Source organism: Deinococcus aestuarii (assembly GCF_018863415.1).
Taxonomy (GTDB): Bacteria; Deinococcota; Deinococci; order Deinococcales; family Deinococcaceae; genus Deinococcus; species Deinococcus aestuarii.
Window position 1 is genome coordinate 51,103 of record NZ_JAHKSN010000001.1, and the last position, 25,133, is coordinate 76,235.

23 protein-coding genes and 1 pseudogene are annotated in these 25,133 nt (G+C 69.9%); 14 read left to right on the top strand and 10 right to left on the bottom strand.

The window, feature by feature from the left end; all coding sequences use genetic code 11:
• Positions 1-17 precede the first annotated feature (17 nt).
• A complete protein-coding gene (locus tag IC605_RS00275) occupies positions 18-506 on the bottom strand; it encodes a cation:proton antiporter regulatory subunit (RefSeq protein WP_216317575.1) in 489 nt (162 codons plus the stop codon).
• Between the two features lie 151 nt (positions 507-657).
• On the opposite strand from IC605_RS00275, the gene IC605_RS00280 reads away from it, so the two are divergent.
• The 11 genes and pseudogenes from IC605_RS00280 to IC605_RS00330 all read left to right on the top strand — a co-directional run bounded on the left by IC605_RS00280 (position 658) and on the right by IC605_RS00330 (position 10,477).
• Entirely contained in the window at positions 658-1,929 is a 1,272-nt protein-coding gene (locus IC605_RS00280) for a 3-isopropylmalate dehydratase large subunit (RefSeq protein WP_216317576.1), read from the top strand.
• Entirely contained in the window at positions 1,926-2,282 is a 357-nt protein-coding gene (locus IC605_RS00285) for a hypothetical protein (protein WP_216317577.1), read from the top strand. Before IC605_RS00280 ends, IC605_RS00285 begins: the two co-directional genes overlap by 4 nt.
• Positions 2,282-2,794: a LeuD/DmdB family oxidoreductase small subunit gene (locus IC605_RS00290; protein WP_216317578.1), complete on the top strand. Its 513-nt coding sequence runs from the start codon at positions 2,282-2,284 to the stop codon at positions 2,792-2,794. The genes IC605_RS00285 and IC605_RS00290 overlap by 1 nt, the downstream gene beginning before the upstream one ends.
• Positions 2,795-2,839: 45 nt before the next feature.
• Positions 2,840-3,196 (top strand): zinc-ribbon domain-containing protein, encoded by a 357-nt coding sequence (locus IC605_RS00295; RefSeq protein ID WP_216317579.1) that lies wholly within the window; start codon positions 2,840-2,842, stop codon positions 3,194-3,196.
• A 57-nt stretch (positions 3,197-3,253) separates the two neighbouring features.
• Positions 3,254-3,427, top strand: a complete 174-nt coding sequence (gene lysW / locus IC605_RS00300; protein WP_216317580.1) for a lysine biosynthesis protein LysW — start codon at positions 3,254-3,256, stop codon at positions 3,425-3,427.
• 84 nt (positions 3,428-3,511) lie between these two features.
• Positions 3,512-4,363: a lysine biosynthesis protein LysX gene (gene lysX / locus IC605_RS00305; protein ID WP_216317581.1), complete on the top strand. Its 852-nt coding sequence runs from the start codon at positions 3,512-3,514 to the stop codon at positions 4,361-4,363.
• 87 nt (positions 4,364-4,450) lie between these two features.
• Entirely contained in the window at positions 4,451-4,966 is a 516-nt protein-coding gene (locus IC605_RS00310) for a hypothetical protein (protein ID WP_216317582.1), read from the top strand.
• A gap of 62 nt (positions 4,967-5,028) precedes the next feature.
• Positions 5,029-5,550: a MarR family winged helix-turn-helix transcriptional regulator gene (locus tag IC605_RS00315; RefSeq protein WP_216317583.1), complete on the top strand. Its 522-nt coding sequence runs from the start codon at positions 5,029-5,031 to the stop codon at positions 5,548-5,550.
• Positions 5,547-7,430, top strand: coding sequence for an MDR family MFS transporter (locus IC605_RS00320; RefSeq protein ID WP_216317584.1), 1,884 nt, complete (start codon positions 5,547-5,549; stop codon positions 7,428-7,430). Before IC605_RS00315 ends, IC605_RS00320 begins: the two co-directional genes overlap by 4 nt.
• Before the next feature lie 84 nt (positions 7,431-7,514).
• Complete coding sequence (locus tag IC605_RS00325; protein WP_216317585.1) at positions 7,515-8,720, top strand: alanyl-tRNA editing protein; 1,206 nt, start codon at positions 7,515-7,517, stop codon at positions 8,718-8,720.
• Positions 8,721-8,765: 45 nt separating this feature from the next.
• Positions 8,766-10,477: pseudogene (locus IC605_RS00330) on the top strand (bifunctional metallophosphatase/5'-nucleotidase).
• A 67-nt stretch (positions 10,478-10,544) separates the two neighbouring features.
• Here the strand turns inward: IC605_RS00330 and IC605_RS00335 are convergent.
• A complete protein-coding gene (locus IC605_RS00335; protein WP_216317586.1) occupies positions 10,545-11,714 on the bottom strand; it encodes a M28 family peptidase in 1,170 nt (389 codons plus the stop codon).
• A 197-nt stretch (positions 11,715-11,911) separates the two neighbouring features.
• On the opposite strand from IC605_RS00335, the gene IC605_RS00340 reads away from it, so the two are divergent.
• Positions 11,912-12,706, top strand: a complete 795-nt coding sequence (locus IC605_RS00340; RefSeq protein WP_216317587.1) for an SDR family NAD(P)-dependent oxidoreductase — start codon at positions 11,912-11,914, stop codon at positions 12,704-12,706.
• A 16-nt stretch (positions 12,707-12,722) separates the two neighbouring features.
• On the opposite strand, the gene IC605_RS00345 is transcribed toward IC605_RS00340, so the two are convergent.
• The 3 genes from IC605_RS00345 to IC605_RS00355 all read right to left on the bottom strand — a co-directional run bounded on the left by IC605_RS00345 (position 12,723) and on the right by IC605_RS00355 (position 15,000).
• The gene (locus tag IC605_RS00345) at positions 12,723-13,694 is read right to left on the bottom strand and encodes a nuclease-related domain-containing protein (protein ID WP_216317588.1); all 972 of its coding nucleotides are present in this window, start codon (positions 13,692-13,694) and stop codon (positions 12,723-12,725) included.
• 175 nt (positions 13,695-13,869) lie between these two features.
• Positions 13,870-14,304, bottom strand: a complete 435-nt coding sequence (locus IC605_RS00350; RefSeq protein WP_216317589.1) for a disulfide bond formation protein B — start codon at positions 14,302-14,304, stop codon at positions 13,870-13,872.
• A 9-nt stretch (positions 14,305-14,313) separates the two neighbouring features.
• On the bottom strand, positions 14,314-15,000 hold the full coding sequence (locus IC605_RS00355) for a DsbA family protein (protein ID WP_216317590.1): 687 nt from the start codon (positions 14,998-15,000) through the stop codon (positions 14,314-14,316).
• 201 nt (positions 15,001-15,201) lie between these two features.
• Between IC605_RS00355 and IC605_RS00360 the strand changes: the two genes are divergently transcribed.
• Positions 15,202-17,514, top strand: a complete 2,313-nt coding sequence (locus tag IC605_RS00360; protein ID WP_216317591.1) for a C1 family peptidase — start codon at positions 15,202-15,204, stop codon at positions 17,512-17,514.
• 66 nt (positions 17,515-17,580) lie between these two features.
• On the opposite strand, the gene IC605_RS00365 is transcribed toward IC605_RS00360, so the two are convergent.
• From IC605_RS00365 to IC605_RS00385, 5 genes are all read right to left on the bottom strand, one after another.
• On the bottom strand, positions 17,581-18,318 hold the full coding sequence (locus IC605_RS00365) for a hypothetical protein (RefSeq protein WP_343216450.1): 738 nt from the start codon (positions 18,316-18,318) through the stop codon (positions 17,581-17,583).
• Positions 18,315-21,344, bottom strand: coding sequence for an excinuclease ABC subunit UvrA (gene uvrA / locus IC605_RS00370; protein ID WP_216317592.1), 3,030 nt, complete (start codon positions 21,342-21,344; stop codon positions 18,315-18,317). The genes IC605_RS00365 and uvrA overlap by 4 nt, the downstream gene beginning before the upstream one ends.
• A gap of 275 nt (positions 21,345-21,619) precedes the next feature.
• Complete coding sequence (locus tag IC605_RS00375) at positions 21,620-22,738, bottom strand: BMP family lipoprotein (protein WP_216317593.1); 1,119 nt, start codon at positions 22,736-22,738, stop codon at positions 21,620-21,622.
• A gap of 100 nt (positions 22,739-22,838) precedes the next feature.
• On the bottom strand, positions 22,839-23,282 hold the full coding sequence (locus IC605_RS00380) for a DoxX family protein (RefSeq protein WP_216317594.1): 444 nt from the start codon (positions 23,280-23,282) through the stop codon (positions 22,839-22,841).
• 77 nt (positions 23,283-23,359) lie between these two features.
• Positions 23,360-24,475 carry a BMP family lipoprotein gene (locus tag IC605_RS00385; protein WP_216317595.1) on the bottom strand — a complete coding sequence of 372 codons (1,116 nt, stop codon included), beginning with the start codon at positions 24,473-24,475 and terminating at the stop codon, positions 23,360-23,362.
• Positions 24,476-24,665: 190 nt separating this feature from the next.
• On the opposite strand from IC605_RS00385, the gene IC605_RS00390 reads away from it, so the two are divergent.
• Positions 24,666-25,100, top strand: coding sequence for a VOC family protein (locus IC605_RS00390; protein ID WP_216317596.1), 435 nt, complete (start codon positions 24,666-24,668; stop codon positions 25,098-25,100).
• Positions 25,101-25,133 lie beyond the last annotated feature (33 nt).

Below are 25,133 nucleotides of genomic sequence, written 5' to 3' on the forward strand. Positions count from 1 at the left end.
GGCGGGGGTCAGGCGAATCAGCCCTCGCCGCCCAGCAGCCGGGCCGCGCGAACCACTCCGCCCGGCGTGCCGACCACGACCACGGTGTCGCCCGCCTCCAGCCCGAACTCGGGGCCGGGCGCGGGGATGGCCTGCCCGCCTCGCATCACCGCCACGATGCTCGTGCCCGTGCGGGTCCGCATCTGCGTGTCGCCCAGCGGATGCCCGGCGAAGGGGGTTCCCTCGGCGAGAGGCACCCAGTCCATCGCCAATCCCTCGATGTCCTGGGTCAGGGTGTTCATGTGCCGGGTGATCGTGCTGCCGCCCAGCAGGTCGGCGACCGCCTCGGCCTCCTCGTCGCTCAGGACGATGCTCTGCGCGCAGGCGTCCGGGTCGTCCCGCCGGGCCACGAAAATCTCGCGCCGCCCGTCCCGGTGCGTGATCACCCCCACCCGCTTGCCGAAGCGTCCGTCGAAATCGTGCCGCACGCCCACGCCGGGCAGTTGCGTTTCCTCCAGCTTGACCATGGGTGCAGCATAGGGCGGCCCGCGCCCCCGCGCAGCGAGCGAAGTTCCCGTCCGCGCCCCGGAAGCCCAACTTGTCACTTGCCAGGCGTCACCGCTCCCTGGACAGGCAAGCTCACGGTGTGGGCGGGCCGGGCGCGCGAAACTGGGGCCCATGAACGTTCCCTCCCCCCGCCCCCAGACGATGGTGGAAAAAATCCTCTCGCGGCGCGGCGACCGAACGGTCTACGCCGGGGACCTCGCCGTCGTGGAGGTCGATCAGGTTATGGTCGTGGACTCCATCGCGCAGAGCTTCATTCAGAGGATGGAGCAGGACCTCGCCGCCCGCCCCAAGTACCCCGAGCGCGTCTCTATCGTGATCGACCACGTGGCCCCCGCCTCCACCGTCAGCGTCGCGCAGGCACAGAAGGAGGCGCGCGAGTACGCCGCCGTCACGGGCGTGCGCCTCTTTGACGTGGGGCGCGGCATCTGCCACCAGGTGCTGATGGAGGAACGCCTCGCGCAACCCGGCTGGATCGTCCTGGGTTCGGACAGCCACTCGACCACCTACGGGGCCGTCGCCGCCTTCGGCACGGGGATGGGCGCGACCGATATCGCCCTCGCCGCCGCGAGCGGCAAGACGTGGCTGAAGGTGCCCGAGAGCGTCAAGGTCACCTTCGTGGGCGAGCTGCGACCCGGCGTGACCGCCAAGGACGCCGCCCTGGAGATGATTCGCGTCCTGGGGGCAGACGGCGCCACCTACCAGAGCGTCGAGATTCACGCCGGGGACCGCTTCACGCGCGGCGAGCGCATGACGCTGGCGAATCTGTGCGTCGAGGCCGGGGCCAAGGCGGGCCTCGTCGTGCCCGGCGGCGAGATTCTGACGGGCTACGACTACGACATTCCCGACTGGGTGTATCCCGACCCCGGCGCCACCTACGTTCAGGACGTGACCATCGACCTCGCCGCCCTGCGCCCCCGCATGAGCGCCCCTTCCGAGGTGGACAACGTTCACGACGTGTCGGAGCTGCGCGGCCTGAAGGTCGATCAGGTCTTCATCGGCACCTGCACGAACGGGCGGCTGGAGGACCTGCACGCCGCCGCCGAGGTCCTGAGGGGCCAGCGGGTCGACCCCTCCACCCGTCTCCTCGTCATTCCCGCCAGCAGCGAGGTGATGGAGGCGGCGATGGGGGACGGCACCCTCCTCACGCTGATGCAGGCGGGCGCGGTGCTGGGAACGCCGGGCTGTGGTCCCTGCATGGGCCGTCACCAGGGCGTGCTCGCCCCCGGTGAGGTCTGCGTCTCCACCTCCAACCGCAATTTCATCGGGCGGATGGGCGACAAGGACGCGAAAATCTACCTCGCCTCGCCCGCAGTGGCGGCGGCGACGGCGGTGATGGGACGGATTGCTTTGCCGGAGGATGTAGAAATGGTGCTAAGTGCATGACTAATATATCCAGACACCATACGTTGTGGCTTACGAAGGTTGAAGATTTTGCGGCCCTGGCATTTATAGGTTATGCCATGACTGGGGATGCGCTCGTTGGTGATATAGAGTCTGCGTTTTTGATGTCGAAGAACGCGGCGTCAATGGTCGCCGTTGCAATCGATGTACTGTTTCTTCTGGCTGTAGATGATTATTTATCAAGGAGAAACAGGTCCCTTTCAGTGATGGTTGGCCGAATAAGACTGCCTGTCTTTGCAATCCTTTTAGCAGCTTGGAGACACAAGCTTCTTTTGGTATCAATTGTTGTATTTACACTCCACTTGTTCGGAAATCTTGGCAGGGTGACCCTCTGATGCCTCGCATCTGGAAATTCGGCCCCGCCGTCAACACCGACGACATCCTGCCCGGCAAGTTCGCCCCCTTCATGGCGGGTGAGGACCTGTTTCAGACCTTCGCCTTCCACTACATCCGCCCGGAGTTCGCCTCGCAGGTGCGGCCCGGCGACGTGCTGATCGGCGGGCGGAACTGGGGCCTGGGCTCCAGCCGCGAGTACGCCCCGCAGGCCCTCAAGAAGCTACAGGTGGGCGGCATCATCGCGCCCTCCTTCGCCCGCATCCACTACCGCAATCTGCTGAACCTGGGCATCCCCGCCTTCGAGGCCGACCTGACGGGTGTGCTCGAAGACGGCGACGAGGTGACGCTGGACGTGGCCTCTGGGATGCTCACGCGCGACACCGAGACCTTCCAGCTTCCGCCGCCCCCCGCCTTCCTGACCGAGGCGCTGCGGGAGGGGAGCATCCTCGCCTTTTTCAAGAAGTACGGGCGTTTTCCCGGCGAGCCCGAGCCCGGCCCACCCGCCGAGTAACCGCCTCATCACTCATCCCCCATCCCGCCTCACTACACTCTGGGCATGGCAACCCTGGAAATCGACTGCCCCGTGTGCGCGGAGGTCCTCGAACTCACCGACGAGGACCGTGCCGACCTGGCCGTCGGCGACGTGATCGTGTGCGACTCGTGCAACGCCGAGATGGAGGTCACCCGCAACGCCGGGGGAGAGGACTTCGAACTCGAACTCCTCGGCATCCTCACCGTCTGCCCGAACTGCGGCGAGGAGTTCGACGTGACCGACGAGATGCTCGCCGCCGCCCCCACCGTGCAGGGCGCGGACGGCGTGGAGGTGAGCGTCGTCACCTGCCCCCACTGCCGCGCCCGCATCGAACTGGAGTTCGAGGACGACGAGGAGGGGGACGGCTCCCGCGCGGGCTAGGCAACCCCTCCGGCCCACGGCGGCCTGCGTTAACCTGTCAACCGCAAGGAGAACGTCATGCCCACCATTCAATTTGAAAACCCGGAGACGGGTGCGACCATCGAACTCACCGATCCCGAACTCGGCGAACTCGTCATCGACGACGAGACGGGCGTGGAGTACGAGGTCGTGTCCCTCGACCCGCCGCGTCTGGAACAGGCCCCGCAGGAAGCGGAGGACTGGGGGGAGTAAGAAGCCTTCAGCCGTCAGCGGTCAGCTTTCAGCCTTCTTGCTGACGGCCGACCGCTGAAAGCTGACTGCTCCCCTCAACCCCTTATGGCCGACTTAGCCGTTATCTACGACCGCATCCGCCCCGACGAGAAGATGCTCTTCGCGGCGCTCGACGACCTCGGCGTGCCCTACGACAAGGTGTATGCGCCGCAGCTCAAGGTGACCTTCGACGACGCCGGGCGGGCCGGGGTCCCGTGGCGCGTTGCGCTGGAACGTTGCGTGAGCCAGTCGCGCGGGCACGGGGTCACGCGGGCGCTGGAGGGACTGGGCGTCCGGGTGGTGAACCCCTCCCACGTGATCGAGCTGTGCGGGGACAAGCTCGCCACGAACGCCGCGCTGGCCCGCGCCGGGCTGCCGACGCCGCGCACGGGGGTCGCCTTCGACGGGGAGGCGGCGCTGGACCTGATCGAGACCCTGGGCTACCCGGTCGTCCTCAAGCCCACCGTGGGCTCGTGGGGGCGGATGGTCAGCCGCATCAACGACCGCGACGCCGCCGAGGCGATCATCGAGCACAAGGAGGTGCTGGGCGGGCCCCAGCACGGCATCTTCTACGTGCAGGAGCTGATCGCCAAGCCGGGCCGCGACATCCGCGCCTTTGTCGTGGGCGGCGAGTGCATCGGCGCGATCTACCGCACCTCCGAGCACTGGATCACGAACACGGCGCGGGGGGCCACGGCGAGCCACTGCCCGGTCACGCCCGAGATCGAGGGGCTCGCCCTCCGGGCCGCCGCCGCCGTCCACGGCGAGATCGTCGCCATCGACCTCGTGGAGGACCCGGGACGGGGCCTGCTCGTCATCGAGATCAACCACACGATGGAATTCAAGAACTCGGTCACGACCACGGGCGTGGACATTCCGCGCCTGATGGGCGAGTACGCCCTCAGTTTGCTCGGGTAGACGTCAAGCTGGGGTCTGTTCGCCCCCAAGCTCATCCGAAACCTGCGGCGGTTTTCCAACAAAAAGGAGGCCGCCGCCTACCTTGGGTTGATCGGTGACCTCATCGCCAGTCTGGCCCTGACCGGAGACGACCCGCGCTTTCACTTCAACCCGACGACAGGAAGCAACTACCTCCTGCCGCTCACCAACAACCGTTCCATGGTCGTGAAAGGCCGGGACGTGGAGGGCGTGCCGACGTGGTGGCTCATCCACCCTGGCCCCCATGCGGTGACGGAGGTGGAGGCGGACGCCATGCGGCACGCGCTGACTTTCGCCCGCAAAAGGCACGACGCGCCCGAATCCGCGCCGATGCTGGCGCAATTCCCCGTTCCGTTCGTCCTCGAACATCGGGAGCACCTGACGGCCCGCGTGCTCGGACTGGCCGCCCGCGATCTCGCCGCCTGCCGGGGCACCACCCCCTGCCGCGCCAGCCACAGCTCCCTCGCCTACGCCCTCGCGCTCGACGACCGGACCCGGGAGGAACTGTTGCAGACGGTCGCCTTCGTCGGCTTCGACCGCTCACGCCGTTCTGGCCGGATGACCTCAGCCTTTCCTCTTGGTTGATTTTCCGCGCAATGTGGAGCATCATACCGTCTTATGTTTAGAACCCTTTCAAGCTTGCAACCATGACCGACCCGCACGCGCAGGCCAACGCCCCGAACGACGCCCAGCGGGCCAGCGCCGACGCCGCCCGGCTGGCGGCGGAGATGCGGCGGCTGCACCGGCTCATCAGCAGCCGGGTGCTGCTGAACATGCAAGACGAGTTGCAGGGCCACGAGCTGAGCTTTACCCAGATGACGGTGATGCACCAGCTCCGCGCCCAGGCTCCCCTGACCGTCACGGCGCTCGCCGAGCGCGCCCGGCTGAGCCTGCCCGCGATGAGTCACCTCGTCGAGCGGCTGGTGCGCCGGGGCCTCGCCGAGCGGCGGGAGAACCCGGGCAACCGCCGCGAGAAGCTCGTCGCCCTGACCGCGCAGGGCCAGGACATCGTGAACCGGATGGACGCGCAGTTTATCGGCGCGTACGAGACCGCCTTCAGCGGGGTGAGACCGGGGACGATCCGCGCCGCCGCCGACGCCGTGCGCGCGCTGGTGGCCGAGGTCGGCCCCGGCCCCGACTGCACCCCCCCCTCCCAGGAGAACCCATGACCAATCCCCCCCCACCCGGCGCCCGCGCCGCCGCCCAGCGCATCAACTACGCGCAGACGCTCGACATGCGCACCAAGCGCGTGATCCTCTTCGGCGTGCTGCTCGGCCTCTTTCTGAGCGCGCTCGACCAGACCATCGTGGCGACCGCCATGCCGCGCATCGCCCAGGACCTCGACGGGCTGAACCTGTACTCGTGGGTCACGACCGCCTACCTCCTGACGAACACGGCGCTCGTGCCCATCTACGGCAAGCTCTCGGACCTGTACGGGCGCAAGCCCATCCTGATGACCGGCATCACGATCTTTCTGCTGGGCTCGGCGCTGTGCGGCCTGTCCGGCGAGCCCTTCCTGGGCAACCTCTTCGGCGGCGGCATGATGCAGCTCGTGGTGTTCCGGGGCCTTCAGGGCGTCGGGGCGGCGGCGCTGGGCTCGGTGGCCTTTGCCATCATCGCCGACCTGTTCGAGCCGGTGGACCGCCCCCGCTACCAGGGCCTCTTCGGCGCTGTCTTCGGCCTGAGCAGCGTGATCGGGCCGCTGCTCGGCGGCTTCCTGACCGACCAGATTTCGTGGCGCTGGGTGTTTTACGTGAACCTGCCGCTGGGACTGATCGCGCTCTCCTTCATCGCCTCCCGGATGCCCCGGCTCGCCAGCGGGTTAGAGGCGAAGGTGGACTGGCTGGGCGCGTTCCTGATCCTGGTCTTCACCGTGCCCCTCCTCCTCGCGCTGACCTGGGGGGCGGACGGGAACTACGCCTGGACGAGCCCGACGATCCTGGGGCTCTTCGGCCTCTCCGCCGTCTCGCTCGTCGCCTTTTTGTTCGTGGAGGGCCGCCACGAGAGCCCGATCCTGCCGCTCGCGCTCTTTCGCAACCCCACCTTCGCGTGGGGGGCGGTGGCCCGCTTCCTGATCGGGGCGGGGTTCCTGGGGGCGATCCTCTTCTTGAGCCTGTACCTCGTGAACGTGCAGGGGGTCAGCGCCACCGCCGCCGGGACCGCCACCATTCCGCTCACGGTCGGGCTGATCATCGGCTCCATCGGCTCGGGGCAGATCGCCAGCCGCATCGGGCGCTACAAGCCGCTCATCCTGATCGGGCTGGGGCTCGCCGCGCTGGGCTTTTTCAGCCTGAGCACCCTGACCGCCGACACGCCCTACAACGGCGTGGTGCTGCGGATGGTGCTGCTGGGCCTGGGGCTGGGGCCCGCGCTGCCCCTGTTCACCACCGCCCTGCAACTTTCCGTCAAGCCCTGGGAGATCGGCGTGGCGACGAGCGCCGGGCAGTTTTTCCAGCAGATGGGCAGCACCATCGGCACGGCGGTCTTCGGGGCGCTCCTGACCGCCGGGCTCTCGACCCAGCTCACCCGCAACTTCGAGCAGGCCAAGGTGGGCCAGCCCCCCGCCGTGCAGGCGATCCTGACCCAGAGCCAGCAGGCCGCCGCGCAAAATTCGGGCGGGGCCTTCGGCGCGGGTCCCCAGGCGGGCGGCACCGACCAGGCCAGCGGGCTCGCGGCCGTGCGCCGTCAGGTGGAGGCCGCCGTCCAGAGCGGCAACGCCGCCGCCCTCGGCCAGATCGCGCAGAACCCGGCGCTCCCCCAGGGTCTGCGGGAAGGCCTGGGCCGCATTCCCGCGCAGGCGCTCGCCACCGAGCAGGGCCGCGCCGGGGTGCTGAGCCAGCTCAACGAGCAGTACGCCGCCTTCGAGGCCGCCGGGCAGCGCATCGAGCGCGTCGTCAAGGTCTCCTTCGCGGGGGCCATCGCCAACATCTACCGCTGGAGCATCGGCGTCGCCCTGCTCGCCTTCCTCGCCACGTTGATGATGCCCAACCTCTCCATGCCCACCCGCAGGCGCGGGGAACGGGTCCCGGCGGCGCACGTCGAGGTGTAGCGAGAGCTTTCAGCCGTCAGCCCAACAAGCTGAGGGCTGACGGCTGACGGCTGAAGGCTCGGCATCCGCTCTACCCTGGCTCCCATGACCCGCCTGCTGTTTCGCGAAGAACCGGCCCTTCTCACCTTCGGCGCGACCGTCACCGCCGCGCGGGAGGGGGCCGCCGCCCTGGACGCCACCGCCTTTTATCCCGAGGGCGGCGGGCAGAACGGGGACGTGGGGGTGCTGCGCTGGAACGGGGGGGAGGTCCGCGTCGAGGGCACCCGCAAGGGCGAGGGCGGCGTAGTCTGGCACGAGCTGGAGGGGTCGGGGCCAGGGGTCGGCGCGGTCGTCACGGGCGAGGTGGACGCGGCGCGGCGCTGGCGCAACTCCCAGCGGCACAGCGGCGAGCACCTCCTGGCGCAGGCGTTCCACCGGGTGAGCCCGGCCTTTGCGGTGGCGGCAGTGAGTATGCGGAATGCCGAGTCCACCCTCGACCTGCACGGTGACCCGGGCGAGGCCGACGTGCGGTCCGCCGAGGAACTGCTGCGCGAGACACTCGCCCGCACGCCCCTGACGCTGGACACGCCGACGGTGCCGAGCGCGGACCTCCACCGCTACCCGCTGCGGCGCGAGGCGAAGGTGGGGGGCGACGTGCGGCTGGTGATCTTCCGCGGCCCGGACGGGGTGCCCTTCGACGTGAGCGCGTGCGGGGGCACCCACGTCCCCCACGCCTCGATGGCGGCGCCCGTGGTCGTGCTGCGGACCGAGCGCGTCCGGGGCGGGCTGACCCGCGTGGTCTTCATGGCGGGGGAGGAGGCCGCGGAGTACCTGGGCGGGGTGTACGCGGGGAGCCGGGCGCTGGCGCAGGAGTTCAGCGTCCCCGTAGGGCGGCTGCCGGAGCGGGTGGCGGCCCTCTCCGCCGAGCGCGACGCCCAGAGGACGGAGGCGGCTGGCCTGCGGGCCCGGCTCGCCCGGCTTCTGGTGGGGGCCGCGCCCGCGGAGGAGCTTGGGGGCGTGTCCCTCCGCGCCCTGACCCTCGACGACCCCGCCCTGCTCGCCGACGTGCTCGCCGCCACCCCTGCGGGTGAGGTGGTGGCCGCCCTCGCCCCCGGTGGACGCTGCGGCGTCGGCAGCGCGCGGGAGGACGTGCCCGCCGGGGCGCTGCTGGGGCGCGCGCTGGAGGCCACGGGCGGCCGGGGTGGCGGTCGGCCCGCGCTCGCCCAGGGGACGACCCTGGAGCCCGGGGCGTTTCTGGAGGCCGTGCGGGCGGCGCTCCTCGCGCCCCGGCGGCCGGATCAGGAGACCTGAGGCGCTCACCCGTCCCCGACCCTCGCCGTGCCAGAAACTTCACGCATGAAAAGAAACCTGATGCTGGTGGGGACGGCGCTCACCCTGAGCAGTTGCTCCTCTCTTCTCGGCCCGGCCCAGCCCGAGGTGACGGTCACCGTCCTCGGCGTGAACGACTTCCACGGCAACCTGCTGCCGACGAGCTTCCGTATCCCCGACCCCGCCGACCGCACGAAGACCGTGACCGTGCAGGCGGGCGGCATCGAGGCCATCGGGGGCGTCCTGGCCCAGACGCGTCAGGAAAACCCCAACACCGTCTTCGTGGGCGTGGGCGACATGACGGGGGCCTCGCCCCTGATCAGCGGCCTGCTGCGCGACGAGCCCACCATCCTCGCGCTGAGTGGGCTCGGCATGGCGGTCAACGTGGTGGGCAACCACGAGTTCGACTACGGCTACGCCGAGCTGCAGGCTACGCCGAGCTGCAACGCTTCCAGAAGGGCGGCTGCGCCTCGAACGACGCGGCCCGCGCCTGCAAGTACGTCAACCCCTTCCCCGGCGCCGCCTACACCTACCTCGGGGCGAACGTCGTGGACGAGAAGACGGGCGCGCTCGCCTTCCCCGCCTACAAGATCGTGCAGGTCGGCCCGGCACGGGTGGCCTTTGTGGGCGCCGTGCTGAAGGACACCCCCACCGTCGTGACCCCCTCGGGCGTGGCGGGCCTGCGCTTCGAGGATGAGGTCGCCGCGATCAACCGCGTGATCCCCCAGATCAAGCGCGGCAACGTGGACGCCATCGTCGCCCTCGTGCACCAGGGCGGCGCGAGCACGGACGCCTACGACGTGGTGAACTGCAAGACGCTCACCGGCCCCATCGTGGACATCGCCCGGGGCCTCGATCCCGCGGTCAGCGCGATCATGACGGGACACACCCACCGCGGCTACAACTGCCGGGTGCCCGGCCCGGGCGGCCAGGAGCGCGTGGTGATCCAGGGTGACGCCTTCGGCCACCTCCTCCAGCGCCTCGACCTCAAGGTCGACACCCGCGCGAACCGGGTGGTCTCCGTCGAGGCGAGAAACGTCCTCGTGGACGCGGCGAACGGACCCAAGGACGCCGCGATGACGACCGTCGTGCAGAAGGCCAAGGCGATCACCGATCCGGTGGCCCAACAGCCCATCGCCACGCTCGGCGTCGAGCAGATCACCCGCGCCCAGAACCCGGCGGGTGAGAGCGCCCTCGGTGACGTGATCGCCGACTCGCAGCTCGCCGCCACCCGCGCCCCCGAGAAGGGCGGCGCCGTCCTGGCCTTCATGAACCCCGGCGGCATCCGCGCCGACCTGCCCGCCACCGTGCCCAACTCGACCCGCCGGGTGACCTACGGCGACACCTTCGCGGTGCAGCCCTTCGGCAACATCCTGACCGTGGTCACGCTGACGGGGGCCCAGATCAAGGCCGCGCTGGAGCAGCAGTTCGACAACCCCTCCGCCGGGCAAAACCGCATCCTCCAGGTCAGCGAGGGCTTCGCCTACACCTGGGACAACAGCAAGGCGAAAGGGGAAAAGGTCAGCGCCATCACCCTGAACGGCCAGCCCCTCGACCCCGCCGCGAGCTACCGCGTCACCATCAACAACTTCCTCGCGGACGGCGGCGACAACTTCACCGTCTTCACCCAGGGCACCAACCGTCTGGGCGGCGACGTGGACCTCGACGCCTTCCAGAACTACCTGCGCGGCAAGGAAGTGACCTCACCGACGCTGGGCCGCATCACCCGCCTGAACTGAGACGCGGGCAAAGGAGAGAGGGGGAGAGGTGGTCGCACCTTTCCCCCTTGCTGTTTCGCTCTCCCGGTTACCGGCTGGCGGGTGCGGCGCTCAGCACGGCGTCCACGGTCTTCTGGGCCGCGTCCACCGTCGTGCGGATGAGCGCGGGGTCGAGCACGGTGTCGGTCGGCTGGTGGTAGTTGCGGTCGATCCCCGTGTGGAAAAAGAGGGTCGCCACCCCCGCCTGCGCGAAGGAGGCGTGGTCGCTCCCGCCGCCCCCGCCCGAGAACGCCTGCAGCGTCGGCACCGCCTCGCGCGCGGCGTTCACGAGGGCGCCGTCGCCGCTCACGCCGAGGGGGTCGGCGTTCACGCCCACCATGTCGAAGTTGAACATGGCCCGGAGGCTCCCCACCAGGGCCGCGTTGTCCTTCACGAAGGCCCGCGAGCCCCGCAACCCGTCCTCCTCGCCGTCGAAGAGGACGAAGTAGCTCCGGTTCGCCAGCGAGGTGTTCACCGACCGCCGCGCGAGGTCGAGTACGGCCAGCGTGCCCGAGAGGTTGTCGTTCGCGCCCGGCGCCCCGGCCACCGAGTCCATGTGGGCGCCGAAGAGCAGCTCCGGCCGCGTGACCCCCGCCTTGTAGGCGACCACGTTCACGCCGCGCACGTCGCCCTGGCGCACCCGCACCGCGAGCGTGACCGGCTGCCCCTCCTGCAGGCCCGCCCCGGTGGTGGTCGACACGCCCAGCACCGGCAGCTCCACCCGCTCGCCGAGGGTGCCGCTGCGCAGCTCCCCGTCCGTGTTGTTCACGACGACCAGCCCCCTCGCCCCCGCCGCGAGGGCGTTCCGGGCCTTTTGCGCGAAGGGAAGCTGACCGCGCCGCACCACGGCGACCTTGCCCCGCACGTTCGCTCCCCGGAAGTCCTCCGGCGTGCCGACGCCGGGCACGAGGGCCACGGGCGCGCTGACCTCCCCGCCCGCGCTCCCCTGGAGGGCGAAGCCGCGCAGGGTCCGCTCGCCCACCCGCACGTCCGAGCCGAGGTCGTCGAAGCGCGGGTACGAGAACGTCTCGCGGCGGGTGGTGTACCCCAGGGCACGGAACTGCCCCTCCAGGTACGTGCGGGCCCCCTCGTTCGCCGGAGTGCCCGTCACCCGGGGGCCGAATTTCAAGACGGCGGAAAAGTCGTTTTCGATGGAGGCCACAGCCGTGGAACCCAGCAACAACGCGCCCAGCACCGCGCGCATTCCCAATTGACGCATGGCGACAGGAAAGCATGAACGGCCATGAGTTGCCCCCCGGAGACATGAGATTGTGCGGTCTGAACGCAGGTTCTGTGGCCTGCGCTACGCCTTTGCAAAAGCCGTCCTTTGGCATAGGCTGACCGGCCCATGTGCCTAACCTTAAGCTCACCTTAACCTGTTCTCCGCTCAGCCTCACGATCCCGCACACTACGGGCATGACGGGCAAGGGCAGGGGCACCGGGGGGGAGGACGCGCCGCCGACGCCGGGAGAATCCGGCACGGTGATCGTGACGGGGGCGGCGCGGGGGATCGGGAGGGCGGTCGCGGAGCTGTACGCCGAGCGGGGGCACCGGGTCCTGAGCGTGGACCTGACCATGCCGCCGGTGTTGCGCGGGCAGCCGCGCGTGCGGGCGGACGTGAGCACCGCCGCCGGGCGCGAGCGCATCCTGCGGGCGGCGCGGCCCTTGGGCGCCGTGGGGGTTCTCGTGAACAACGCCGCCTACCAGGGCGCGCACGGCGGCGTGCTGGAGGTCAGCGAGCGCGGCTGGATGCGCAGCCTGGGCGTGAACCTCACCGCGCCCCTCCTGCTCACCCGCACCCTGATCGACCTGATGGGCCGGGGCAGCGCCGTGGTCAACATCGCCTCGGTGCAGGGCCTCTTCGCCGAGCAGAATAATGCCGCCTACAACGCCAGCAAGGGCGGGCTGGTCAACCTCACCCGCGCGATGGCCCTCGACCTCGCTGGGCGCGGCGTGCGCGTCAACGCCGTCGCCCCCGGCGCCATCGCCACCGAGGGCGTCTTGCAGGCCATCGCCGGGAGCGAGGACCCCGGCCAGACTCGACGCGACTACGAGGACCTCCACGCCCTGCGCCGCCTCGGCGAGCCGCGCGAGGTCGCCCAGGTCATCTACTTCCTGGGCAGCCCCGAGGCGAGCTTCCTGACCGGCGCGATCTTGCCGGTCGACGGCGGCATGACGGCCAGTTTCATGATGGCGGGGAGGCCGGTCTGAACGACAACACCTTGACCTACGGGTTGGTGAAGTACAGCTCCGACGTTCGGCAGGTCGAACACTCGGCGTAGAACTCGGTGCCGCTCTTGCGGGTCCGCTGCGGCCCTCCACAGGTCGTGCAGGTCAATTTGAGCACCGTGTTCGCGCCGCAGCTTCTGCACTTGAAATAGTAACTGTGACCGAACCTGATCTCTAGATCGGTGGCCTCGCACTTCCCGCAACGGGAGTTTTGAGCCGCGAACCGTGCTGATGGGGGGGAAACCGGAGACGCCCACCCAACGCCCTGGCTCGGTGCCGACGCGACAGGCGGGCACGACGGGTCAGGGTTGGGCGGGCGACCTTGGTGCTGCGTCCGCAGGAAGGCACCCACCCGCACGACCTCCTCGGGCGAGAGGTTGAAGCCCCACTGCTCCGCCCGCTTGTCGCGGCTGAAGGGGTGGGCGAGCTGGGTGTGGTCCGCGATGAGTTCCCTGACCCGATCAGGTACCTGATCGGCCTTTTTCACGTCCGGGAGTTTTCCTTGATGCTCCACGACTCCTCTGTCGCTGATCGCCACAACCACGTTGATCATGAAAGCTCGAAATCCGCCCTGCTTCAAACCGAACAGGACCTTATTCCTCAGTTGCTCCCGGTGCGCTTGGAGAAGCGACCTGAGCAGATCAGCCTGGCGTCTCGCCTGCAAGACTGGGGAGGCCATGCCCCGCCACCGTCCGTCCCATCTCCTCGCCCACTCTTCACGTTCGTTGATTCGCACCGCGCTGGTCACACTCTTGCTCTCGACAATGATCATGCCCGCACGGTGGAAGACCAGATGGTCGATCTGTGCCACCTCGCCCCCATGTTCAAAGCGAAGCCCGTTGAAGATGTGCACGTCCGGGTCGTCACCGAACGCGCGCCTGAGGTAGTGGGCCATTTGTTTCTCGGCCTCGTCCCCGGCCTTTTGCAGGCGGTCGGTGGTGGGGAAAGGTTCGTGCTCCTTGGCGATCATGACTTGGGAGACTAGGGGGTGCGGGCAGGAGGTGTCGGTCGAAACCGGCATGTGCGGCTCCCTCCCCCAGCCCATGAAGGAGCCGGTGAACGCTTCCAGGTACGGAGCGAGTGAGCCAGAGGGGCCGTCTGCCACGACAGCCCCTCTGGTCCCGCTCAGGATCGAGAACCGACCCCTACAGCCTCCGCGCCCGCCCCCAACTCAGCAGCCCGATGATCAGCGTGAAGGCGATCAGGGCGAGGGCGGGGATGGTGAGCACCGAGTTGAGGTTGGCGAGGGGGCCGCTCCACACGGGCCAGTGGACGTTGCAGGGCACGGAGGAAGCGGCGCTGCACACGCGCAGGGTCTCGATCACGCCCCAGTCCTCCAGGTTGTGCACGAGGGCGACGAGCCAGCCGAGCACGGCGAGGGGGAGCGCATAGGCTCTGATCCCCAGGTCGCCGCGCAGGGCCGCGATGCCGAGGAGCAGGGCGAGGGGGTACATGGCGACGCGCTGAAACCAGCACAGCGCGCACGGCGCGAAGCCCCGCACCTCGCTGAAGTACAGGCTGCCCAGGGTGGCGGCGAGGGCCACGACCCAGGCGAGGTAGAGACGGCCAAAGGGGGTCACGCCTGACCTCTACTGGAGGGCGGCATCGATGGCGGCCCCGACGGTCGCCGCGTCGTAGCTCGGGAGGAGCTTGCCGTTCACGTAGATGCTGGGCGTGCCGCCAACCCCGGCCTCCCGCGCCTGCCGCTCGTCGGCGTCCACGGCGGCGGCGGTCTCATCGCCGTCCAGGCAGGTGTTGAAGCGGGCCGTGTCGAGGCCGTCCACGCTGCCCGCGAGTTCCTTGAGTCGGGCCTTGGTGGCCCAGACCTGATCCTCGGGGCCCTGGGCGCGGAAGATGAGCTGCTTCATCCGCTCGTAGGCCTGGCCGCCGCCCTGCTGATACGCGCACTCGGCGGCCTGCGCGGCAAATTTGCTGTCGTCCACGGGCAGGCGCGCGTTCTCGGCGAGAAACGGGAAATTCAGGGAGACGAGCCTCGCCTTCCCGGTGTCGATGTACTGCGAGCGAAGCTGGGGCAAGAACTCCTCCTCGAACCGCTTGCAGTTGGGGCACTTGAAGTCCTCGAACACCACCAGGGTGACGGGCGCGTCCTCCCGCCCGAGCACGGGCTGGCCCGTCAGGTCGAAGCTCACCGGCCCCTCCCCGGCGGCGGGCCTGCCGCGCACCGCGAACAGCGCGAGCGCGACGAGGACGGCGGCGATCAGGGTCCCGATCACGAGCACCGTGCGGCCCTGGTTGTTGCCCTGAAGTCTGGTCACCCCGGCAGTGTACCGCCCGCCCCTCCTGGAAACCCGGGCGGATGCCCCGCCCGCCGTGCCTGCCGGGGCGGGGGGCGGGATGGACTTCGCCGCCGGGGAGGAGAACAATGGGAGGTCCAGAGGGCGGCGGTGCGGGACCATCCCGTCCGCCGCCGCCCTGACCGTCCGGGCCGTTGACCCAGAGAGGGGAGGTCGTCCGAGATGCCCAAGACCGCCGCGCCGCGTACCGTCACCGTTCCGCAGGTGGGGGCCGTCCACCTGAGCGCCGTGCCCGACGCCTTCGACGGGCGCGACCTGGAGTACCGCCCGAGGCTACAGCCCCTCCCGGTGAGGCTCGACTGGCGGGACGCGAAGGGAGAGCGCTACGTGATGCGCCAGGAGGGCAACGCCTGCACCGGGCACGCGGTCGCCGCCGTGGTGAACACCGTGCTCGCCCGCACCTCCGGGGACACGGCGCCGCGCGTGAGCCCCTACATGCTCTACCGCCTCGCCCGCCGCTACGACGAGTTCCCCGGGGAGGAGGACGCGGGCTCCTCGCTGCGCGGCTGCTTCAAGGGCTGGTTCCACCACGGGGTCGCGCTGGAGGAGACGTGGCCCCTGCTGAGGATGCGGCCCGAGCCCGACCCCGGGGAGCGCGAGTTCGCCCGCGCGTGCCGCGAGCGGCCCCTGGGTGCGTTCTACCGGGTCAACCCCTACCGCCTCGACGACATGCAGTCGGCGATCAGCGAGCTGAACGCCGTCGCCGTCTCGGGCGTGCTCCACGAGGGCTGGCTGAGCCCGCGCGTGCTGCGGCAGGGGGAGCGCGACCTCCACCTCATCGCCCGCCCGGTGAACGCCCGGGCGCTCGGGGGCCACGCCTACGCCCTGGTGGGCTACAACGAGGTGGGGTTCCTCGTGCAGAACTCGTGGGGAGAGCGCTGGGGTGCTCGGGGCTTCGCCACCCTCCCGTACGAGGACTGGCTGGAGACCGCCTACGACGCCTGGGTGGCGCGGCCGGGGGTGCCCAGCACGCCCTTTTCGTCGGGTCGGCGGCAGGGCGCGCTGGGCACGCGGGGGCGGCTGGTGAGCGCGCCGGGCCCCGACCTCCGGCGGCTCGCCGCCCACGTCGTCAACCTCGGCAACGAGGGGCGGCTCTCCGCCCAGGGGCGCTTCGTGAGTTCGCCCGCACAGGTGGAGCGCCTCTTCGAGCATATGGGCGAGCGCCACGCCCACTGGCTGGAGCACGGCCGGGCCGACTGCCGCCACGTCCTGCTCTACGCCCACGGCGGGCTGGTGAGCGAGGCGGACGGGCTGGACCTCGCCCAGAAGCACCTGAACTGGTGGCTGAACAACGGCGTGTACCCGGTCTACTTCGCGTGGCAGAGCGGCCCGGTCGAGACGCTCGTCAACCACCTCACCGATAGGTTACAGGAACGCCTCCCGGCGGGGGGCCTGGGCTTCGATCTCGTCGAGCAGTTCGACCGCCTGGTGGAGGGGGTGGCGCGGACCACCCTGGCCTGGATGTGGGACGAGATGAAGGAGAACGCCCGGGCGGCGAGCCTGCCCCTGCGCCGCGCCGTGACCTGGCCGCTCACGTCCTCGGCGGCGCAGGACGCCCTGGCCGCCCTGCCCGGCGCGAGCCTCGTCGTGGACCGGCTGGGGCGCTACCGCGAGGAACACGGCCCGGAGAACGTCGCCGTGCATCTGGTGGGGCACAGCGCGGGCTCGATCTTCCACGCGGCGCTGCTGGAGCGGCTGCTCGCGGCCGGGATTCCCGCCGAGTCACTGACCCTCCTCGCCCCGGCCCTGCGGGTGGACGAGTTCCGCCGCCGGGTGCTGCCCCACCTCGGCGACCCGGCGCGGGTCGGGCGCTTCGCCACCTTCGCCATGAGCGACGAGCGAGAACTCGACGACACCTGCTCGTACGGCGGCCTGACCGGCTATCACAAGTCGCTGCTCTACCTCGTCTCGCGCGCGCTGGAGCGGCCCGGGCGGGGCGACCGGGGCGAGGTCCCGCTGCTGGGAATGCAGCGGTTTGCGCAGATGGAGCCTGACGGGGGCGGCCCGACCCTGCTGGAAGAAATCGAGGCGCGCGGCGGGGCGTACGTCACCTCCCCGTCGGCCGAGCCGGACGACGCGCGCTCGGACGCCACCACCCACGGCGGCTTCGACGACGACGCCCCGACGATGACCTCCGTCCTGATGCACGTGCTGAACGTCCGGGCGGCCACGGCCCGGATGGGCTACCAGCGGGACGCCGCCCTCGACGACGTGCTGGCGGTCGGGGCGCGGGCTGCCGGGGGGGACGGGGAGGCCGAGGTCCTGCGCGCCGCGTCCCCGCTGCCCGTGACGAGTACGGTGGGCGCGCCGAGTCAGGTTCCCCTGGGGCAGACCGCCGAGCCCCGCGAGCGCCGCCCCCTGCCGCCCCCCAGCCGCTTTCCCCTGCTGGAGGTGCGTGACGCCCCCCGCACCGGCTTCCCCATCCTCGACCTGCTGGAGAGCGAGGGCTGGCGCGAGGGTCCTCCCGCCCCGTAACCGGGTGAAAAAGAGGAGCGGGGCCGGAGTGCAGATGCTCCGGCCTCTCTCGGGTCGCTGTGGGGCTCAGCCGTGGCGGCCCGACTCCCGGTGGCTCCCCGGCAGGCCGACCGTCCCCTCCTCGGGCGCGGCGGTCGCCGTGATGACCTGAACGGTCGCGGCTGGTGCGGGGGAAGCCGGAGCGGGAGCGACCGGAGTGGAAGCGGCGGCCTCGGCGGTCGCCAGCGCCGCGCGCCTCGCCCGCCTGCGCCTGCCGTAGCGCCACGCCACCCCGACGAGTTGCCGCACGAAGCTGAAGGCCAGCCCGGCGAGCATGGCGGTCAGCGCCGTGCGCTGAAAGGTCGCGTTGGCGGGCAGGGTCAGCTCCGGGTCGAGCTTCGTGCCGTATCTCCCCACCGCCAGCAGCGGGAGCGCGAAGACGGCGGCGGCGAAGGGCAGCACAAAGGCGCCCCCCGAGTGCTTGACGAGCAGCAGCGCGAGCAGCGCCCCCCCCACCAGGGGCACGATCACCGCCCACTGGGAGGTGAGCAGCGCGGGGACGAAGAACGGCAGCCCCCCCAGCGCGGCCCCGAGATACCCGAACCACCCGCCGAACTCGTCCGCCAGGATCGTCAGCCCCACCCAGAAGAGGAGCCGCATGGGCCAGTCGGTCGGCGGCCACGTCCACAACAGGTACGCCAGCGCCGCCACCGCCCCGCAGCCGCCGAGCAGCCGCAGGACGGTCCAGACCGGGGACACCCGCGCGGGGTCCGGATCGAGGCGGGCCCGCCGCCTCGGCCGGGTGGGGGAGGCCGCTCCCGTCACGCACCCACCGCCTTCTTCGCGCGGGACTTCTTGTCGGGCGCGGCGAGGGCGAGTTCCGCGTTCTCGGGCGCCTCGGCGGGCACGATGCCCGGCACCCGGCGCAGGTACTCGCCCGTGTGGCTCGTGGGGTGCGCGGCCAGTTGCTCGGGCGTTCCCGTCGCCACCACCGTGCCTCCCCGGATCCCGCCCTCCGGCCCCAGGTCGACGATGTGGTCGGCGCACTTCATCACGTCGAGGTTGTGCTCGATCACGAGCAGGGTGTTCCCGCCCTCCACCAGCCGTTGCAGCACCTCCATCAGCTTGCGCACGTCCTCGAAGTGCAGGCCCGTCGTCGGCTCGTCGAGGATGTAGATCGTCTTTCCGGTCGCCCGCTTGCTGAGTTCCGTGGCGAGCTTGATCCGCTGCGCCTCACCCCCCGAGAGGGTGGTCGAGGGCTGCCCGATCCGCATGTAGCCCAGCCCCACGTCGCACAGCAGCGTCATCTTGCGCTCGATGCCGGGAATGTTCTCGAAAAAGGCGCGGGCGTCTTCCACCGTCAAGTCGAGCACCTCGGAGATGGTCTTGCCGTTGTACTTGACCTCCAGCGTCTCGCGGTTGTAACGGGCCCCCTTGCAGACCTCGCACGGCACGTAAATGTCGGGGAGGAAGTTCATCTCGATCTTCATCACGCCGTCGCCCTTGCAGTGCTCGCAGCGTCCGCCCTTGACGTTGAAGGAAAATCTCCCCGACTGGTAGCCGCGCCGCCGCGCCTCCGGCGTCCGGGTGAAGAGGTCCCGAATCTCGGTGAAGACCCCCGTGTACGTCGCCGGGTTGCTCCTCGGCGTGCGCCCGATGGGGCTCTGGTCGATCTCGATCACCTTGTCGAGGTGCTCCATCCCCTCGATGCGCTCGTAGCGGCCCGGCGTCGTCTTCGCGCGGTTGAGCTCGCGGGCCAGGGTCGCGTGCAGGATGTCGTGGATCAGCGTGGACTTGCCCGACCCCGAGGGCCCCGTCACCACCGTCATCGTTCCCAGCGGGATGTCGATGTTGACGTTCCTCAGGTTGTGCTCGCGGGCGCCGATCACCTTGAGCCGCTTGCCGTTGCCGCGCCTGCGGGTCTGCGGCACCGCGATCTCGATCTCGCCGCGCAGGTACTGCCCGGTCAGGCTGGCCGGGTTGTCCCGCACCTCGTCCGGCGTGCCCACCGCGACCACCTCGCCGCCGTGGACCCCCGCGCCCGGCCCCATGTCCACGAGGTAGTCCGCCTCCAGCATGGTGTCGGCGTCGTGCTCGACGACGATCAAGGTGTTGCCGAGGTCGCGCAGGTTCTTCAGCGTGCCGATGAGCCGCCCGTTGTCCTTGGGGTGCAGACCGATGCTCGGCTCGTCGAGCACGTACAGCACGCCCGTCAGTCCCGAGCCGACCTGTGTGGCGAGCCGGATGCGCTGCGCCTCCCCGCCCGAGAGGGTGTTCGCGGTGCGGTCGAGGCTGAGGTAGTCGAGCCCTACGTCCACCAGGAACCTCAGCCGGGTGCGGATCGCCCGCAGGATCGGGGCCCCGACCGCCGCGCCGAACTCGTTCAGGCCGTACTCGTAGCGCCGGGGCGGGTGCGCCCTCGCCGTGCCGCCGAGGTGCCCGTGGAGGTGGGGCTCGATGGCCGCGTGGTCGAGCGCGCCCTCCTGCAAGCCCTGGAAGAAGGCGTCCGACTCCAGCACACTCATGCCGCTCGCCTGCGAGATGTTCAGGCCGCCCACCCGCACCGCCAGGATCTCGGGCTTGTACCGGGTGCCGTCGCAGGTCGGGCAGGGGCGCAGCTCCATCATCTCCTCGAGCTTCTCGCGCATGAACTCCGACTCGGTGTCGGCGAACCGCCGCTCCAGGTTGGGGATCACGCCCTCGAACTCGGTCGTGAAGCGCATCGTCTCCTTGCCGCCCCGGCGGTAGATCACCTCGAAGGGCTCGCCCGGCCCGTGCAGGATCGCCCGCTTCGCCCCCTCGGGCAGGTCGCGCCACGGCGTCTTGAGGTCGAACTCCAGGTGCTCGGCGAGCGCCTTGAGCTTGTCCCAGTAGTACACGCCGCCCCCGGTGCCCTTCTTGCTCCAGGGGAGGATGGCGCCCTCGGCGACGCTCAGGTTCTCGTCCACCACCAGCTCCGGCGAGAACTCCTGCTTGCTGCCCAGCCCCGCGCAGTCCCCGCACGCGCCGTAGGGATTGTTGAAGGAAAAGGAGCGCGGTTCGAGTTCCTCCAGCACGCTGCCGTGCTCCGGGCAGGCAAACTTCTCGGAGAAGAGTTCTTCCAGCGGCGCGCCGCCCTCCCCCGCCTCGGGCATCAGGACGCGCAGCAAGCCCTCGCCCCGCCGCAGCCCGAGTTCCACGCTCTCTGCGATACGGCTGCGGTCACTCTCGCGCAGGGTCACCCGGTCCACCACCACGTCGAGGTCGTGCTTCTCGAACTTCTCCAGCTTGAGCTTCTCGGCCTCCTCCAGCTCGTAGAGCACGCCGTCCACCCGCACGCGCGCGAAGCCCTCGCGCCGCAGATCGGCGAGCAGCTTGCGGTACTCACCCTTGCGCCCGCGCACGACGGGGGCAAGCAGGATCGCCCGGGCGTCCTTGAACTGACTCAGCAGCCGGTCGGTGATCTCGCTCGGCGACTGCTTCTCGATCTTGCGCCCGCAGATCGGGCAGTAGGGGATGCCCACCCGCGCGTAGAGCAGGCGCAGGTAATCGTGAATCTCGGTGACGGTGCCGACCGTGCTCCTGGGATTGTGGCTGGTCGTCTTCTGGTCGATGGAGATGGCGGGCGAGAGGCCCTCGATGGCCTCCACGTCGGGCTTTTCCATCAGGCCGAGGAACTGGCGGGCGTAGGCGCTGAGGCTCTCGACGTACCGGCGCTGGCCCTCGGCGTAGATCGTGTCGAAGGCCAGCGTGCTCTTGCCGCTGCCCGACACGCCCGTGATCACCACGAACTTGTCGCGCGGCAGCTCGACCGTCACGTCCTTGAGGTTGTGCTCCCGCGCCCCGCGCACCACTAGGTTCTGGTTCTGCAAACTCAGGCTCCTTTGAGGGCGGCGCCGTCTGGGTGGGTGTCAAACCACTCTCCGCTCGCCGCGAGGGATTCTGCTGATCGCGTAAGGACCGGGGGTCCCTTCGCTCTGAAACAGGCCATTCTAACACCTCGGAGGGGGAGAGCGTCGTCTTGTGGCGGGAGAAGCGCCTGGCCCCGTCGGGCGCCGGGCAGGACGGGAGCCCTCTCCCACCAGAGCGAATAAAGGTGAGGCGGTCTGATCGGGCCGCCCCTGCCGAACCTCTCGTCGGGTGGGTCCTACCGGGTGGGCACCTTGATCCTGCCCGCGATGATCCCGGCCTTGACGGCCTCGACCCGCAGGACCTGGGCGGAGGGGATCAGGGCGCGGTTGTACCGGTCCACCGCGTAGCCGACGCCGCCCTCCCTGAGCCCGAGACGGCGCACACCTCCCCTGAACTCGCCGTCCCTGACCTCCTTGATCAGCGCGTAGACGGCGTTGTCCGCCCGCTTCATCATCGAGGTCAGGCCGTGGTTGAGGGTGGCGGGGTTCTTGTCGAAGTCGCCCCGCGGGTTCTGGTTGCGGTCCACGCCGATGAAGAACATCGGGCGGGTGTCGCCCGCGCAAGCTTGTCGGTAGGCGGCGCTCTTGGGCACCCGGGCGAAGTTGTTCGAGGTAAATCTCACCCCCGCCGGGAGGTCCGCCGCCCGGAGGCACTGGGTCTGCCCCACGTAGTCGATCACGCCGTTCCCGCTCGCGCCCGCCGCCGCGAAGAGGATGTCCGCCCCCCGGGCCCGCAGGGAGGCCGCGACCTCCTTGGCCCTGCCGGGATTGGTCCAGGCGTCGGGGGTGGTGCCCAGGTACTGGGCGATCACGCGCGCTCCCGGGTTGGCGGCCTTCACGCCCGCCGTGTACCCGGCCTCGAACTTGTGGATCAGGGGGATGTCCATGCCGCCCACGAAGCCCACGATGCCCGTGCTCGTGTTCAGCCCGGCGAGGTACCCGACGAGGTAGCTGCCCTGCTCGTCGGCGAAGGTCAGGCTGGCGACGTTCGGGGCGGGGCTCACGGCGTCCACGAGGCCGAAGTGCAGGCCGGGGTTCTCGCGGGCGACCTGGGTGATCGACGCGTTGCTGACCGTGCCCAGGCCGACGGTGAGGTCGAAGCCCCCGCGTGCGAAGGCGCGGATGCCCTCGACGACCTGGCTGGGGTCCGCGGCCTCGAAGTCCTTGATCTGCACGCCGAGCTGCCGCGCCGCGCGCTGGCCGCCCTCGTAGGCGCCCTGGTTGAAGCTCCCGTCGAACTTGCCCCCCGCGTGGAAGGCCATGCCCACCCGCACGATGTCATCCTGCGCCAGCGTGAGGGGCGTGGCGGCGAGGGCGGCGGTGACGGCCAGGGCGGGGGTCCGAACTCTCTTCATGGTTGTCCTCCGTGCAAAGGGGACCGGGTATCCCCGGACTCGCTCGAAGGAGTCTAAGGGGGTGAAGTCTGACGCGACGCCGGATGGGGACCCGAGACCCCTAAGCCTTGCCCTTCCGGGCGGCGTGTTTCGCCTGGGCCCTGGGCGGAGCGCTCTTTCCCCGGCCCTCGAACGAGGGCCACCCCGGCCCGCCCAGCGCCACCGCCACGCAGCCGACGAGCAGCAGCAGGGGCAGCTCCACCCCGCGCGGCGCGAAGAACCCGCCCCCCCGGTGAACGAACCAGATCGCCGCGAGCATCTCGGCGGCCAGCGCCGCCGCGATGGGCCGTGCGCCCAGCCCGAGCACGATGAGCACCCCGCCCGCCAGCTCCAGTACGGCGACGAGCGGGGCGGTCAGGAGGGGGAGAGGCACCCGCCACGCCCCGAAGTTCGCCGTGACCGCCTCCAACCCCGACCCGAAGATCTTGTCCGTCCCGTGGGCCGCGAAGACGACGCCGACGACCACCCGCACCAGGGCGAGCGCGACCTCGGGCTGGCGGTTCATGGGGGGCAGTCTACCCCCCGCAAAGGGAAGGGAGGCGAGCCGCGTGGGCCGCCTCCCTGCAAAAAGTCGTGTGGGATTTACTTGCTGGGCACCTTGATCCGGCCGGCGACGATCTGGGCCTTGGCGGCCTCGACGCGGGCGACTTGGGCGCTGGGGATCAGGGCGCGGTTGTACTGGTCGACCGCGTAGCCGACGCCGCCTTCCTTGAGGCCGAAACGGCGCTCGCCGCCCTTGAAGCGGTTGTTCTTGACGTCGTTGATCAGCGAGTACACGGCGTTGTCCACCCGCTTGAGCATCGAGGTCAGGCCGTGGTTCATGGTGGCGGGGTTCTTGTCGAAATCGCCGAGATAATTCTGGTTGGAATCCACGCCGATGAAGAAGAGGGGCCGGGCGTTGCCCGCGCAGGCCGTCCGGTACGAGGCACTCTTCGTCACGCCCGCAAAGTTGTTGGAGTTGAACTTCACCCCACTGGGGAGCTGGGTGGCCTTGAGGCACTGGGTCTGCTTGATGTAGTCGATGACGCCGTTGCCGCTCGCGCCCGCCGCCGCGAAGAGGATGTCCGCCCCCTTGGCGCGCATCGAGGCCGCGATCTCCTTGGCCTTGCCGGGGTTGTTCCAGGCCTCAGGCGTCGTGCCGACGTACTGGGCGATCACGCGGGCGCGCGGGTTGGCGGCCTTCACGCCCGCCGTGTACCCGGCCTCGAACTTGTGGATCAGGGGGATGTCCATGCCGCCGACGAAGCCCACCACGCCCGTGGAGGAGTTCAGCCCGGCGAGGTAGCCCACCAGGTAGCTGCCCTCCTGCTCGGCAAAGACGAGGCTCGCCACGTTCTTCTGCGGGCTCACGTCGTCCACCAGCCCGAAGTACAGGTCAGGATTCTCCTTGGCGACCTGGGTAATGGAGGCGTTGTTGGCAAAGCCCACGCCGACGGTGAGGTCAAAGCCCTCGTTGGCGAAGGAGCGGATGCCCTGGATCACCTGGCTGGGGTCGCCCGGCTCGAAGTCCTTGAGCTGCACACCCAGCGTCTTGACGGCGCGGGCGCCGCCCTCGTAGGCGCTCTGGTTGAAGGAGCGGTCGAACTTGCCGCCCGCGTCGTACGCCATGCCGACGCGCAGGGCGCCCTGCGCCTGGGTGAGCGGCGAGGCGGCGAGGGTGGTGGTCAGGGCCAGGGCCAGCATCAGAAAATTCTTCATTCGGTGTCCTCCGAGGAAGGGATCGGGTGTTCTTGGTTGCGCTTGAACCCAGTCCAGAGTATACGGGATAAAGCCGCCCCTGCATTGCAGCAGCCTCAGTGAGAGCTGAGATGGGTGAGAGGAGGCCGCACGATTCCGTGCGCTTCTTTCAGCCTTCGCCTGCTCCGCCGTCCCCGCGTCAGGATGGGGCGTGCCCTCCCCCCGCATCGTCCCCGAACTGTACCCCTCCGACTTCGCCGCCTCGCTGGACTTCTCCACGCGGGTTCTGGGCTTTCGCGTCGTCTACACCCGCCCCGAGGACCGCTTCGCCTTCCTCGACCTGGGCGGTGCCGAGTTGATGCTGGAGCAGACGACCGACCCGGCCCGGACGTTCATCGCCGGAAAACTGGAGTATCCCTTCGGCCGAGGGATGCACCTCCAGATCGAGGTGGAGGATGCGGAAGCGGTCTACGGGCGTGTGCTTGAGGCGGCCGGGTCCTCCTGCCCCTCGAAGACCGCTGGTATCGGCAGGGTGACCGGGAGGCCGGGAGGGCGGCAGTTCGTGGTGCTGGACCCCGACGGGTATGTCCTGCGGCCCTTCCAGTCGCTCGGCACGCGCCCCGTGAGGAAGCCGCCCGCAGACTGAAGGAAAGCGCACCCGCCCGCGCCGAACCCCGGT

What these genes read in the sequence shown, in the direction of transcription:
- IC605_RS00385 (WP_216317595.1), bottom strand. Translation starts at nt 24,475, where the DNA reads ATGAAGAATTTTCTGATGCTGGCCCTGGCCCTGACCACCACCCTCGCC.
- IC605_RS00325 (WP_216317585.1), top strand. Translation starts at nt 7,515, where the DNA reads ATGACCCGCCTGCTGTTTCGCGAAGAACCGGCCCTTCTCACCTTCGGC.
- IC605_RS00280 (WP_216317576.1), top strand. Translation starts at nt 658, where the DNA reads ATGAACGTTCCCTCCCCCCGCCCCCAGACGATGGTGGAAAAAATCCTC.
- IC605_RS00380 (WP_216317594.1), bottom strand. Translation starts at nt 23,282, where the DNA reads ATGAACCGCCAGCCCGAGGTCGCGCTCGCCCTGGTGCGGGTGGTCGTC.
- IC605_RS00345 (WP_216317588.1), bottom strand. Translation starts at nt 13,694, where the DNA reads ATGATCGCCAAGGAGCACGAACCTTTCCCCACCACCGACCGCCTGCAA.
- IC605_RS00375 (WP_216317593.1), bottom strand. Translation starts at nt 22,738, where the DNA reads ATGAAGAGAGTTCGGACCCCCGCCCTGGCCGTCACCGCCGCCCTCGCC.
- IC605_RS00335 (WP_216317586.1), bottom strand. Translation starts at nt 11,714, where the DNA reads ATGCGTCAATTGGGAATGCGCGCGGTGCTGGGCGCGTTGTTGCTGGGT.
- IC605_RS00290 (WP_216317578.1), top strand. Translation starts at nt 2,282, where the DNA reads ATGCCTCGCATCTGGAAATTCGGCCCCGCCGTCAACACCGACGACATC.
- IC605_RS00315 (WP_216317583.1), top strand. Translation starts at nt 5,029, where the DNA reads ATGACCGACCCGCACGCGCAGGCCAACGCCCCGAACGACGCCCAGCGG.
- IC605_RS00360 (WP_216317591.1), top strand. Translation starts at nt 15,202, where the DNA reads ATGCCCAAGACCGCCGCGCCGCGTACCGTCACCGTTCCGCAGGTGGGG.
- lysW (WP_216317580.1), top strand. Translation starts at nt 3,254, where the DNA reads ATGCCCACCATTCAATTTGAAAACCCGGAGACGGGTGCGACCATCGAA.
- IC605_RS00340 (WP_216317587.1), top strand. Translation starts at nt 11,912, where the DNA reads ATGACGGGCAAGGGCAGGGGCACCGGGGGGGAGGACGCGCCGCCGACG.
- IC605_RS00285 (WP_216317577.1), top strand. Translation starts at nt 1,926, where the DNA reads ATGACTAATATATCCAGACACCATACGTTGTGGCTTACGAAGGTTGAA.
- lysX (WP_216317581.1), top strand. Translation starts at nt 3,512, where the DNA reads ATGGCCGACTTAGCCGTTATCTACGACCGCATCCGCCCCGACGAGAAG.
- IC605_RS00295 (WP_216317579.1), top strand. Translation starts at nt 2,840, where the DNA reads ATGGCAACCCTGGAAATCGACTGCCCCGTGTGCGCGGAGGTCCTCGAA.
- IC605_RS00275 (WP_216317575.1), bottom strand. Translation starts at nt 506, where the DNA reads ATGGTCAAGCTGGAGGAAACGCAACTGCCCGGCGTGGGCGTGCGGCAC.
- IC605_RS00320 (WP_216317584.1), top strand. Translation starts at nt 5,547, where the DNA reads ATGACCAATCCCCCCCCACCCGGCGCCCGCGCCGCCGCCCAGCGCATC.